The 12,273-nt window shown below is 67.7% G+C and carries 10 protein-coding genes, 1 tRNA gene and 2 riboswitches; of the genes, 6 read left to right on the top strand and 5 right to left on the bottom strand.

What is annotated here, in order from left to right:
- Positions 1-36: 36 nt before the first annotated feature.
- Positions 37-2,001 carry a methionine--tRNA ligase gene (gene metG / locus BARAN1_RS05085; RefSeq protein WP_122031480.1) on the bottom strand — a complete coding sequence of 655 codons (1,965 nt, stop codon included), beginning with the start codon at positions 1,999-2,001 and terminating at the stop codon, positions 37-39.
- A gap of 97 nt (positions 2,002-2,098) precedes the next feature.
- Here metG and BARAN1_RS05080 point away from each other — a divergent pair, with 97 nt between their 5' ends.
- A complete protein-coding gene (locus BARAN1_RS05080; RefSeq protein WP_157959490.1) occupies positions 2,099-2,503 on the top strand; it encodes an ACT domain-containing protein in 405 nt (134 codons plus the stop codon).
- A 281-nt stretch (positions 2,504-2,784) separates the two neighbouring features.
- Here BARAN1_RS05080 and mscL read toward each other — a convergent pair whose 3' ends face one another.
- Positions 2,785-3,264, bottom strand: a complete 480-nt coding sequence (gene mscL / locus BARAN1_RS05075; protein WP_420196450.1) for a large conductance mechanosensitive channel protein MscL — start codon at positions 3,262-3,264, stop codon at positions 2,785-2,787.
- 49 nt (positions 3,265-3,313) lie between these two features.
- Between mscL and BARAN1_RS05070 the strand changes: the two genes are divergently transcribed.
- The gene (locus BARAN1_RS05070; RefSeq protein ID WP_231944246.1) at positions 3,314-4,006 is read left to right on the top strand and encodes a DUF554 domain-containing protein; all 693 of its coding nucleotides are present in this window, start codon (positions 3,314-3,316) and stop codon (positions 4,004-4,006) included.
- A gap of 54 nt (positions 4,007-4,060) precedes the next feature.
- On the opposite strand, the gene BARAN1_RS05065 is transcribed toward BARAN1_RS05070, so the two are convergent.
- Genes BARAN1_RS05065 through sucC form a run of 3 tightly spaced genes read right to left on the bottom strand, consistent with a single transcriptional unit; the run spans position 4,061 to position 8,289 of the window.
- Positions 4,061-5,440, bottom strand: coding sequence for a UDP-N-acetylmuramoyl-tripeptide--D-alanyl-D-alanine ligase (locus tag BARAN1_RS05065; protein WP_122031477.1), 1,380 nt, complete (start codon positions 5,438-5,440; stop codon positions 4,061-4,063).
- Positions 5,441-7,171, bottom strand: a complete 1,731-nt coding sequence (locus tag BARAN1_RS05060; protein WP_122031476.1) for a SpoIVB peptidase S55 domain-containing protein — start codon at positions 7,169-7,171, stop codon at positions 5,441-5,443.
- Entirely contained in the window at positions 7,168-8,289 is a 1,122-nt protein-coding gene (gene sucC, locus BARAN1_RS05055; RefSeq protein ID WP_122031475.1) for an ADP-forming succinate--CoA ligase subunit beta, read from the bottom strand. Before sucC ends, BARAN1_RS05060 begins: the two co-directional genes overlap by 4 nt.
- Positions 8,290-8,415: 126 nt before the next feature.
- Here sucC and gyrB point away from each other — a divergent pair, with 126 nt between their 5' ends.
- The 4 genes from gyrB to BARAN1_RS05035 all read left to right on the top strand — a co-directional run bounded on the left by gyrB (position 8,416) and on the right by BARAN1_RS05035 (position 12,273).
- Entirely contained in the window at positions 8,416-10,323 is a 1,908-nt protein-coding gene (gyrB, locus tag BARAN1_RS05050) for a DNA topoisomerase (ATP-hydrolyzing) subunit B (RefSeq protein WP_122031474.1), read from the top strand.
- Positions 10,324-10,359: 36 nt separating this feature from the next.
- A tRNA-Ala gene (locus BARAN1_RS05045) sits at positions 10,360-10,432 on the top strand.
- A gap of 265 nt (positions 10,433-10,697) precedes the next feature.
- A riboswitch (cyclic di-GMP riboswitch) is annotated at positions 10,698-10,772 on the top strand.
- On the top strand, positions 10,772-11,842 hold the full coding sequence (locus tag BARAN1_RS05040) for a S8 family serine peptidase (protein WP_122031473.1): 1,071 nt from the start codon (positions 10,772-10,774) through the stop codon (positions 11,840-11,842). It overlaps the preceding riboswitch by 1 nt.
- Before the next feature lie 67 nt (positions 11,843-11,909).
- A riboswitch (cyclic di-GMP riboswitch) is annotated at positions 11,910-11,984 on the top strand.
- Positions 11,985-12,045: 61 nt separating this feature from the next.
- Complete coding sequence (locus tag BARAN1_RS05035; protein ID WP_122031472.1) at positions 12,046-12,273, top strand: ribbon-helix-helix protein, CopG family; 228 nt, start codon at positions 12,046-12,048, stop codon at positions 12,271-12,273.

Raw genomic sequence — 12,273 nt, 5'->3', positions numbered from 1 at the left:
CGGTCATCGTAGTGGAAACGATGCGCGACGACAATTCTAGCGAATCCGGGTGCCCGGCTCCACCTCGCGTTCCGGCGTGAGGAGGCACAGGGTGCCATCGGAGGCAGCGAGGAGCATGCATTCTGAGCGGAGCCCGCGGATCGTGGCCGGCTTCAGGTTCGCGACCACCGCCACGAGTTTCCCCACGAGGTCCGCCGGCTGATAGTGCTTGCGGATCCCGGCCACGGCTTGCGCTTGGCGATCCCCGAGGTCCACCTGGAGGGCGAGGAGCTTGTCCGCCCCGGCCACTTCCTCAGCGGCGAGGACCCTCCCCACCCGCAGGTCGAGCTTCTGGAACTCTTCGATCGAGATGAGCCCTTCTTCCTTCATCGTCTGATACCTCCCCTTCAACTCCGCGATGTCCACGTGCTCAAGGAGCGGCCGCGGCTCACGGGCGAGCGCGTGGCCGGCGAGTCCGGAGCGGACGGCCGTTAGGGTGGGCGCCTCGATGCCCAACGTTGCGTAAACCTCCCGCGAGAACATGGGGATGAACGGTTCGAGCAGGATCGCTACAGCCTTCACGAGGTGAGCGGCCGAGGCCACGGCTCCCCTGTCGCCGCTCCGCCACGGTGCCTTGCGCTGGAAGTACTCGTTCCCCGTCCCCGCGAGGAGGGCGATTGCCCGCAAGGCCGGGGCGAGGGATCCCCGCTCGATCGTGTCCACCACTTCGGCACAGGTTCGGTCAATCGCCTGCACGATCTCGGGGTCAGTCGGCTCGTTGGGGACCGTCCCTCCGTGTTTGGACCCGATGTAGGAGAGAACCCGGTGCACGAAGTTCGCGATGTTGTCCACGAGCACGTGGTTGACCGCCTTGTCGAACTCCTCCCACGAGAACTCGACGTCCTTGGATTCGGGGCGGTTGTAGAAGAGGTAGAACCGCCAGTACACGGGCGGGAGGAGCTTCAGGGCCTCGTCGGCGAAGATCCCAATCCGGCGGGTCTTCGAGAACTGCTCCCCTCCGATCCAGTTCAGGTACTCCGTGGCTGCGATCTGGTCTGGCAGATGGTACCCCTGGCCCGAGGCGAGGAGCTGGCCGGGGAAGATGATCGTGTGGAACGGGATGTTGTCCTTGGCTTGGGTGTACACCTGCCACACCTCGTCCCCGAACCAGAACTCCCGCCACCGTTCCTCTTCCCCCCGTCGGCGGAAGTGCTCGATCGTCGCGGACACATAGCCCAACGCGGCCTCTGCCCACACGTAGATGACCTTCCCCGCGGCGCCGGGGAACGGAGCGGGGATCCCCCACGCGATGTCGCGCGTCACCGCCCGCGGGCGGAGCCCCTCCTGGATGAGGCGCTCCGTGAACAGCTTCACGTTCCCGCGGAAGCCGCGGCTAGCCACGTAGGCGAGGAGCTGCGGGGTCAGCTGCGCGAGGTCGAGGTACCAATGCCGGGTGGTGCGCGTGACGACCGACGACGAACCGCAGAACGCGCAGCGGGGGCGGTGGAGGTTCTCCGGTTCGAGCAACGCCCCGCAGGCATCGCATTGGTTCCCCTGGGCATGGAGGTACCCGCAGTGGGGACAGGTCCCGACGATGAACCGATCGGCCAGGAACCGGTTGCATCCTTGGCAGAACGCCCGACCTTCCTCCTGAGAGATGATGTACCCGTTCTTCTCCATCTGCCGGTAGATCTCGGTCACAAACTCGTAGTGGACGGGGGACTCGGTGGTGGTGTAGTTGTCGATTGCAATCTCGAACTGGGCGAGGACAGCGGTGATGGCTTGGTGAACCCGCTCGGCGAGCTCTCGGGGCGAGATCCCGAGCTGTGCTGCCTCGTACTCGACCTTCGTCCCGTGGGCATCGGTCCCCGACACGTGGAGCGCTTCGTACCCGCGGAGCCGGTAAAAGCGGGCGAACGCGTCCCCGGAGAGGAGGCACCCGATGAGGTTGCCGAGATGGGGCAGGCCCGAACCGTAGGGCCAGGCGCTGCACACCAGGATCCGCTTGATGTTGGCGTCCACGTATCCTCCGCGAGGGGCCGATTATAGCGGGCTCGGTCCGGATCGAAAGGACGGCGGGGGGTCGCCCGGGTACACTACCCCCCTGGCGGAGGTAGCGATGCGCGAAGCGACAGTGGGGAAAGAACTGGTGATCATCACGGGCAACCGGGTGGGCGTGCTCGCAAACATCGCCCGCGTCCTCGCTGACCAGGGGATCAACATCCTCGCGGTGGCGGTGTTCGCCGAGGGGGAGGAGGCAGAGCTCCATCTGGTCCCGGACTCCCCGAGCTACGCGCTGGAGGCGCTGCGGAAGGCAGAATTCGAGGTTGAGGAACGGAATATCGTCCTCGTGGAACTTCCCCACCGCGCGGGATTTCTGCGTCGGATCACCGACGTCCTAGCGCGCCAGGACCTCGATATCCGCTACCTCTACGCGAGCGCGTTCGAGGCTGGCCATAGCTCCCTCGTCGTCTTCTCCTGCACGAACAACGCGAAGGCGGTGACCCTCCTCCGCGAGAAGTAGGCCCCCGCGGCGCACCCTAGGCCGCGGGTGTCCGAGCAGGGGAGGACATCTGGCACGGATCCCCGTCTGCGATCTTGGGAAGATCCATCGCCGTTCCATGCCCTGTGCACAGCAGAGGGGCAAAGTCAAGCGGAATTTGACGGAGGGGATGAAGTTGTCCAAGCGTGATCGAGCGTTGGTGGGCATCGCCGGGATCCTCGCCCTCGCGGCGATGATCGCTGTGCCGCTGTTCGCCCGCACCGGCTAGCCCAAGAATGGAGGCCAGTCCCCAGTCTCGCGGTCTACCCCTCCCCCAATTCGGAGGTGCAGTGAGGGCAGCGCCGGGCAGCGAGGGGGATCTGGGTCCTGCAGAACGGGCATTCCTTCGTGGTCGGAGCGGGAGCGACCTTCGGCCGTTCGAGCTTCTGGTAGGCTTTGCTCACCACGAACACCACGACCGCGATGAGGAGGAAGTTCACGAGCGCGTTGATGAACGCGCCGTAGTAGATCGCGGCCGCCCCCGCGGCCCGGGCGGCTGCGGCGGACGCGTACGCCTCTCCCGATAGGTTGAGGTACAGGTTCGCGAAGTCCACGTTGCCGATGAGCTTGCCGATGATCGGCATCACGAGGTCGTTCACGAACGAGCTCACGACCGAACTGAACGCCACGCCCATGATGAACGCCACGGCGATTTGGACGAGGTTGCCCTTCACGATGAACGCCTTGAACTCCTGCCACACGACGATCGCCTCCTTATCCGCGCACTGTAGCGCGAGGGGCACCGCCCTGGCAACCGTTGGTCCCGGCCTCGTGGGGGGCTACCATTCCGTTGTGATCGGGACGTGGGTCAACATGGCGACCGTGCTCGTGGGGGGGAGCCTCGGGTGGGCCCTCGGGGCTCGTGTTCCATCCCGGGTGCGGGAGGGGGCGACGATTGGGGTGGGCCTGGCGACGGTCGTCCTCGGGCTGCGGTTGGCGCTGGGGACGGGGAACATCCTCGTCCTCATGCTGTCCGTAATCCTCGGCGGGGCGCTGGGGGCAGCCCTCCGCGTGGGGGAACGCATCGAACGGGGGACGCAGCGCGTGGAGCGCCTATTTCGGGGGCGTCCGCTGGGGGAGGGGTTCCTCGCCGCGAGCTTGCTCTTCTGCGTGGGGCCGATGGCGCTCCTCGGGGCGATTCAGGACGGGCTGTACGGGGACTGGTCCCTCTTGGCGGCGAAGTCCATCTTGGACGGGATCTCGTCCCTGACCCTCGCCGCCGCGCTGGGACCGGGGGTCCTCCTCTCGCTCGTGGTGATCCTCGCCTACCAGGGAGGGCTGACCGTGGCGGCCTCGCTCCTCTCCTCGCACCTCGCTGGGTTCTCGCCGCAGGCGCCAGCGGCGGTGGAACTGTCCGCCGCGGGGGGGGCGGTGGTCCTCGCGCTCGGGATCACCCTCCTGCGGCTCCGGGAGTTCAAGGTGGCTGACCTCCTCCCGGCCTTGGCCCTGGCGCCGCTTCTGGCGTGGGTCGCCTCGGTTCTGTGAGGGTTCCGGCGGAGGTCGTCCCTCGGGTGCCTCGGTGGGGGGTCGCGGCCGGGTTCAGCCGGGGGAGCCGGTCGTGGTGACGTGGTTTACGAGGGCCTCGATCGCCCGTTCGAGGGCCATCGCCCGCGATCCCTTCACGAGGAGGAGGGTGGGAGCGGACCACACCTCCTTGCGGATCTCGGTGAGGAGGGCATCGAGGTCCTCCGCTTCCGCCGCACCGGGACCGTTCCAGAAACGGAACGCCGCCGCCGAGCGGGGTCCGTAGCAGAACATGACGTCCACGCCTTGGTCCTGGGCGTCGTGGATCGCCTGGGCGTGGAACCGATCCTCGTCCGAGCCGAGGTCGAGCATGTCCCCGAACAGGATGGCCCGCCGCGCCACCGCGAGCTTGAGCGTGGAGAGCGTGCGCAACGCCGCCTTCACCGAGAGAGGATTCGCGTTGTAGCAGTCGTCGAGCAGCCACCCGAACGGGGCTGGCCGGAGCTGAAGCCGGTGCGGGATCGGTTCCACGTGAGCGAGGGCCTGGGCGGCGCTCTTCTCCGGGACCCCCATCCCCCAGGCGAGGGCGATCGCGCCACAGGCGAGCACGGGCACGTGCTCCCCCAGGAGCTTCAGCTGGACGGGGAGGTCCCCCGCCGGCGTCACGGCGCGGAACGTCACCCCCTCCGGTCGGTCGGTGACGAGATCCTCAGGGTGGAAGTCGGCGTCGGGCGTGCTCCCGAACCGCAGGCAGAGGCCAGGGCAGCGGTCGGCCCGTGACCGGAGCTCGGGGGAGTCCCAACCCAGGGCGAGGATCCCCTCCTCGGGCAGGGCCGCGGCGAGTTCCCACTTCGCCTCCGCGATCGCCTCCAGCGAACCGAGGCTCCCGAGATGGGCCGGCCCGACCGAGGTGATGATCCCCGCCCACGGCTGGAGGAGTTCGCCCAGCTCGCGGATCTCCCCTCGCGCCGTCATCCCCAGCTCGAACACCGCCGCCTCCACATCGTCGGGAATGGAGAGAATTGCGAGGGGGACGCCGATCTCGGTGTTGTAGTTCTCAGGGGCGCGGTAGGTACGGTAGCGGGCGGAGAGGGCAGCGGCGACGAGCTCCTTCGTCGTCGTCTTCCCAAACGAACCCGTGACCCCCACGATCGGCGCCTCGATCGCCGCCCGGCGCCAGGCGGCGAGCTCGCGGAGGGCAGTGGGGACATCGGGTACAAGGAAGAGATTGGTCCCGAACCCGGGATCCCGGGACACGACGGCGCCCATCGCCCCGCGGGCGAACGCCTCGCTGAGGAAGTCGTGCCCGTTGGCCCGGTGCCCGGGGAGGGCAACGAACACATCCCCCGGTTGGACCCGTCGCGAGTCGCAGGCGGCCCCGAAGACAGAGAACGGCGCTGTGGGCCGGATGAGCCGCGCCTCGAGCGCTTCCGCTGCCTCGCGAAGGTCCCACATTTACTCCCCCTCAGTCGGTTGGAGCGGGAGGATGACCGACACCGTGCCGTACACGACCGAACCGGGGATGCGGTCGGCTGCCCCATCGACCCCATACAGCCAGGCCTCCCCGATCACGTTCGAGATCGGATCGAGCGCGAACAGCTCGATGGTCAGCGTGTCGTAGGTTGGGATCCCCTCGATGTAGTCGAGGAGTTCCCCAAGCGATGCGAGCGCGGGTGCCGGCTCCCCCTTCTCCCGCGGGCGGGGCCCGCCGTAGGCGCGGAGCTCGACGTAGGGGGGCGCCGCGTCGGCGGGGATCTCCACCCACCCCTCCCACTCCTCGACCTCGCCCCGCCACCCGCGGAGGGTGACGATGAACTGAACCCGGTCACCCGGCGCATAGGCGTCCCGATCCGTCTCGAGGGCAACGATCTCGGTAGCGGAGAGCTCGGGACGAACCGTCGCCTCCAGGGTGGCGGTGAGGAGCCCCGGATCAGCGAACTCGTTGTAGGCGAGCACATCCGCGATGAGGGCCATCTCCCAGGATACGTAGGGGGCGATGTCCGCGGTCGAGAGGAAGACGTTCTCGCGGGTGAGGGGCCGCGGCAGGCCGCGGCCGGTGAGCGTATAGTTCAGGGTCGCCGTGCCCGGTCCGATCCGATCCAGGGCTCGGTCCGCTGCCTCGAGGCCGGCGACGTAGAGGAGGAGGGCCGAGAGCTGCGGCTCGTCCACGAGCTCGACCGTGAGGACCTCGTCCTCGGCCCGACCGAGGTCGCGGATGCGAAAGCTGGCGGAGAGGCCGCTCGGGATCCGCCCGATGATGCCACCCACTCCTGCCGAGCGGTCGGCGAACACCCCCCCCACAACCTCCCCCACCGTGCCCAGCTTGTAGGAGAAGTCAAGCGCGGCCACGGTGTCGAACACGTGCGCTTGGGTGAGGAAGTAGCGGGCAGGGCCGGTGAAGAGGAACGGATGTCCGAATGCGAGGACGGCCTTCCCTTCCACCAGGGTCACTGTCCCCAGGGCCCCGATCGCGATGTCGCCCGTGGCCAGCCCGACCCCGACCGGAGCTCCCGGCTCGAGGCCGAGGGGCGAGGCGTCCCCGGACGCAGCGGGCGCCGCGACCACGCGCGACACGCCGAGGCTCCGCAGGCCTGGGGCTCCGTTCCGCCAGGTGGGGAGGAGATCGGCGAGCGGATGCCACCGCGCCCGGAGGTCGACCCCCTGGTTGAGGGCCTCCAGCGCGCGGGCGGAGAGCCCGCTTGCCATCACCGGCGCGGAGAGGATCGCACTTCCCTCCAGAGGGTCGCTCGTCTCGGCCCGCGGTCCATCGTAGGGGATGGGCTGCGTCTTCGGGGGGGCGATCTCGTCGAGGACCTTGAGCATGGCCTCGATGGGGGTCACCAACGCCAGTGGCCGCTCGCGGTCTGCTGACCACGCCGTGGCCCGGGATAGGGCCCCCGCCAGCCGCCCGTCGAGGTAGATCGGGCTCCCCGACATCCCCTGGGCGACCCCTCCGGAACGGGCGATCGCCGGTCCGAACGCGCGGACGATGATGAAATCATCCCGCTCCCCCGGCTCGTCGAGGACCGCCACCACCTCGACCTCGAACCGGGAGATCTCCGTCCCCCCGACCACGGTCAGGCCGTACCCTGTCATCCCGGGCTCGATCTCAGCCAGGGGGATCGTGTCCGCTGCCAGGGCAGCCAGCCCGACGAACGCCACCGCAACCCACCCGACCCTCTTCACGGCTGTGCCTCCTTGGCCAGCGCCACCGCCCGGGCAGCGCCCTCTTCCATCGTGTGCACGGGGACAAGTCCAGCTCGGGAGAGGATCGCCCTCCCCTCCGCCTCGTTCGTCCCCGTGAGCCGGATCACCATCGGTAGCCCGCTCCGCACCGTGGCCTCGACCACGCCCTGGGCGACCTCGTCGCAGCGCGTGATGCCGCCGAACACGTTCACGAACAGGACCTTCGCCTTCCCATCGCGCCGGATGAGCTCGACCCCCTTGCGCACGCGTTCCGCCCGTGCTCCTCCCCCGATATCGAGGAAGTTCGCCGGCCGCCCCCCGGCCTGGGCCACCAGGTCGAGCGTGGCCATGACCAACCCGGCACCGTTTCCGAGGACGCCGATATCCCCCTCGAGGCGGACATAGCTCATCCCCACCGCGCGGGCATCGGCTTCGAGCGGGTCCACGAGGGCGTCCGCCAGTCCGGCGAACTGGTCCCCGGGGCGGTGGTCATCGTCCAGGATGAGCTTTGCATCGAGGGCAACCAGGCCCCGCTCCGTCTCGGCGAGGGGGTTGATCTCGGCGAGGGTTGCCTCGTAGCGCGTGAAGATGTGGTAGAGCTTCCCGGCGATCGCGGCGAGGGGCTTCCTGAGTTCGGGTGGGGCGGGGGACACGAGCTGCCGGAGGCGGAACGGGAGGGGGCCTTCCAAGGGCGGGATGGGCACTTGGCGGATCGCGCCCGGATCCGTGCGCGCGACCTCCTCGATGTCCACCCCGCCGCGGGGGGAGTAGATCATCACCGGAGCCCGCCGGCGGCGCTCGAGGGTGACAGAAAGGTAGTGCTCGGACACGGGGGCGACCGCCTCTACCACGAGGAGTTCGTGGATCGGGAGGCCCTTGAGCTCCGACCCCAGCATCTCTCCAGCGATCCGCGCCGCCTCATCCGGGTCGCGGGCCATGCGGATGCCGCCCGCCTTGCCCCGTCCGCCCACCGGCACCTGGGCCTTGAGCACGACCGCTCCTCCCGCAGCGGAGGCCGCTTCCCGCACGGCATTGCGTGTCGTCGCCCGCCCGCCTGCGGGGACGGGGATCCCCTCCTTCTCCAAGATCACTCGCCCCTGCCACTCCAGAAGCCGCACCCGTGCCTCCTTTTACTGGAAGGTTACCCGCCGGCTGCGGGTGGGGCCAGAGACATGCGGCCGGTTCTTGAGGGCCAAATGCCGTTCGCTTGCGGTTTTTCCCTGTTCGGGGTACACTAAAGGGCAATGGCTGCGAACCAGGATTCAAGCTACGACGTAGACAAGATCCAAGTGCTGGAGGACATCGACGCGGTCCGCAAGCGGCCGGGGATGTACATCGGCTCCACCGGCCCCGATGGCCTCCTCCAGATGATCTACGAGGTCGTCGACAACTCGGTGGACGAAGCCCTTGCTGGCTTCTGTACGACGATCGAGATCGTGATCCACGAGGACAAACGGATCACCGTCCGCGACGACGGGCGAGGGATCCCGGTTGGGATCCACCCCGAGGCTGGGGTGAGCACGGTCGAGCTCGTGCTCACCACCCTTCACGCCGGAGGGAAGTTTGACGAGGGAGGGTACAAGGTGTCGGGGGGGCTCCACGGGGTGGGTGTATCGGCGGTGAACGCCCTGTCCGAACACTTCGTGGTCGAGGTGCGGTGGCGGGATGGGAAGGTCTACCGCCAGGAGTTCTGCCGGGGGAGGAAGACGACCGAGCTGGAGGTGGTGGGCGAGAGCAACGAGACAGGCACGACGATCACGTTCCTCCCCGATCGGGAGATCTTCGACGAGATCCACTACAATTTCTCTAAGCTCTCTCACCGGCTGCAGGAGCTCGCCTACCTCAACGCCGGGCTCACGATCCAGTTTGACAACCGCCTCACCGGTGTGAAGCGGGCCTTCCACGCCGAGGGCGGGATCGCCGCGTTCGTGCAGGAGCTCGCGACGGGGAAGGAACCTCTCCACGAGGGGCCGATCTACCTCGCCGAGAGCCGCGGGAGCCAATCCGTGGAAGTGGCGATGCTGTTCACGGACGCGATGGAGGAGGAGGTGTTCACCTTCGCCAACAACATCAACACCCGCGAGGGGGGCACCCACCTCACGGGGTTCCGCGCCGCGCTGACGAAGGTCCTCAACGACTACGCCCGCGAGAAGCGCATCTTGCGCCAGGAGGACGAAGCCCTCCCCGGGGAGGCGATCCGCGAGGGGTTGGTGGCGATCGTGTCCGTGAAACTCCAGCAGCCGGAGTTCGAGGGGCAGACGAAGGCCAAGCTGGGGAGCCCGGGGATTCGCGCGTTCGTGGAGGAAGTGGTCCGCGAGCAGTTGGGCCAGTACTTGGCGAAGAACCCCAGTGTGGGGAGGGCGATCATCGAGAACTCGCTCTCCGCCCACCGGGCGCGGCTGGCGGCGGCGAAGGCACGGAAGCTCGTGCGGCGGAAGGAGGCCCTGTTCGGGGGTGGTCTCCCCGGAAAGCTCGCCGACTGTACGAGCGGCTCCCCGGAGGAGTCGGAGCTGTTCATCGTCGAGGGCGACTCGGCCGGCGGGTCGGCCAAGCAGGGCCGAGACCGGAACTTCCAGGCGATCCTTCCCCTCCGGGGAAAGGTCCTCAACGTGGAGAAGGCCCGGTTGGGGAAGCTCCTCGACAACCAGGAGCTGCGAGCGATCATCACCGCCCTCGGGACCGGGATCCGCGACCAGTTCAACCTCGACGGGCTGCGCTACCACAAGGTGATCATCATGGCCGACGCCGATGTGGACGGGTCGCACATCCGCACGCTCCTCCTCACGTTCTTCTTCCGCAACCTCCGCCCCCTTATCGAGCGCGGCCACGTGTACATCGCCAAGGCCCCCCTCTACCTCGCCCAGCGGGGCCAGGTGCGGAGGTACCTGTACTCCGATGAGGAGCTCGAGGCCTATCAGGCCGAGGAGGACGGCAAGTACATCGTGCGCCGGTTCAAGGGCCTTGGGGAGATGAACCCCGAGGAGCTGTGGGAGACGACGATGAACCCGGAGACCCGTATCCTGCGCCAGGTTACGATCCGCGACGCATTGGAGGCGGACGAGGTGTTCACCACCCTCATGGGCACCGATGTCCCACGGCGGCGGGACTTCATCCGCGAGAACGCGCATCGGGTGGTGGCGCTGGACATCTAGCGGTTGCATCGCGGGCCCCGACGGGGAGAATCGGGTGGGGCCGTAGCTCAGTTGGGAGAGCGCTAGCATGGCATGCTAGAGGCCACGGGTTCGACTCCCGTCGGCTCCAGTTGGTAGCACCGTCCTCTCTCTAGCCTTTAGCTCCTCTTTCAGCGGTGCCCAAGAGGCTCATCGGATCCCCCACTGGGACCTCTATTTATCCCAAGGCTCGTTCGTCGGGGGAGGTCGCCCTGGGTGGCCAGGATCTCGCTCCTCCCGACGCGATCGCCCCGCGGCGCACTTTGTTCCGATCACACTTTCCGGGAGGTGGGCTTGACGGGAGTCCTAGGATCTCGTATATTCCACTATAAACCAGTGGCGCCGCCCGAAGCGGGCCACGACAAGGGCAAACCCCTCGCGAGGGGGGGACGCAAAGCCACGGGTCCCATGAGGACAGCCGGGTTGCCGAATGGAACGCAGACGACACGTGCGGTGGCGGTGGGTAGGGACCGGCCTGGGGTTGTTCTTCCTCTTCCTGGCCACACCCACCCTTGATGGCCCGGACATCGCTGGCGGGGCAGGGACGGCGGGCTCCCCGAGCCCGGTGACGGCGAACCTGCCCTGGGGCCTGGAGCGAATCCGTGTTCCCGCAGCGTGGCAGGTCACAATGGGGAGCCCGGAGATCGTCGTCGCCGTGATCGATAGCGGCATTGACTGGACGGTCCCCGAGCTCGCCGCGGTGCGGTGGACGAACCCTCACGAGATCCCCACGAACGGCATCGATGACGATGGGAACGGGTATGTGGATGATGTCTTCGGGTGGGATTTTCGCGATGGGGTACCGGCAGATCGCCGGCGCACGCCGCTTTACTGGCATGGAACCTGTGTCGCTGGGATCATCGCCGCCCGAGCGGGGGTGGAGGGAGCGGCGGGCGTGGCCCCTACCGTGCGGATCATGGACGTGCGGTTCCTCGACTCGCGCGGGCTCTTCTTGACGAGGGACTGGGATCGGTTGGCGGAGGCCATTCGGTATGCGGTGGATAACGGCGCTCGGATCATCAACCTCAGCCTGTACGCCAGGGGCATTCCCCCCGCGGTCGTCGAACGGGCTCTCTCCTATGCCGCGGCCCAGGGTGTGGTCGTGGTGGGGATTGCTGGGAACGAGGCGAACCCCGAAGTCCTGTATCCGGGCAAATACCCGACCGTGCTCGCGGTATCGGCCACCGACGCGACGGACGGCCTGGCTCCGTTCAGCTCGTGGGGACCGGAGGTAGCGGTGGCCGCACCGGGGCACGAAGTGGCCTCCCTCCTCCCCGGAGGTCGCGCCGCCCGGAACTCGGGGACTTCGTTCGCGGCGCCCCACGTCGCCGGAACCATTGCTCTCATCCTCTCCGCCGATCCTTCGCTCACGGCGTCCGAGGCGGTGGATATCCTCCTTGAGAGCTCCACCCCTCTTGCCGAGGGGTGCGATCCGCGGTTCGGCGCTGGGCTCGTGGATGCGGGTGCGGCGGTGGCGACCGCGTCGGCCGCGGGCCGGTAGGTCTCGGACGAATGTCCGCTTGACAAGGAACGCCGGCCGGCTTACAGTGCAAACCAACATAAACAGAGCCTGAAAAGGGCAAACCCACGGGAACGTGGGGGCGCAAAGCTACGAACCCAGGACGGGTAGTCGGGCTGCCAGGAGGGCAAACCACCTGGAGCCCTTTTTTATTGGGCGGGGCAGCACAAAAGGAGGGCGGCGACGTGCAGGTAACGTTGTACTACAACGAAGAGGACCAGTACCTCCTGGAACTGGTGGACGAGCTGGCCGAACGGGAGCGCAAGTCTCGGTCTGCAGTGATCATGTCCATCCTCGAGGAGCACTTCGAGCGTGGGAAACGTCTAGGGGAGATCCTCGTTGAGAAGGGTTTGGTCCGCGACGAGACCGTGAAGCGGGCCCTGGTTGTCCAGGGCCGGTTCAACCGAAGTTAG

The organism is Candidatus Bipolaricaulis anaerobius, assembly GCF_900465355.1.
GTDB classification, from domain to species: domain Bacteria; phylum Bipolaricaulota; class Bipolaricaulia; order Bipolaricaulales; family Bipolaricaulaceae; genus Bipolaricaulis; species Bipolaricaulis anaerobius.
This window is presented reverse-complemented; position numbering and strand designations above follow the sequence as displayed.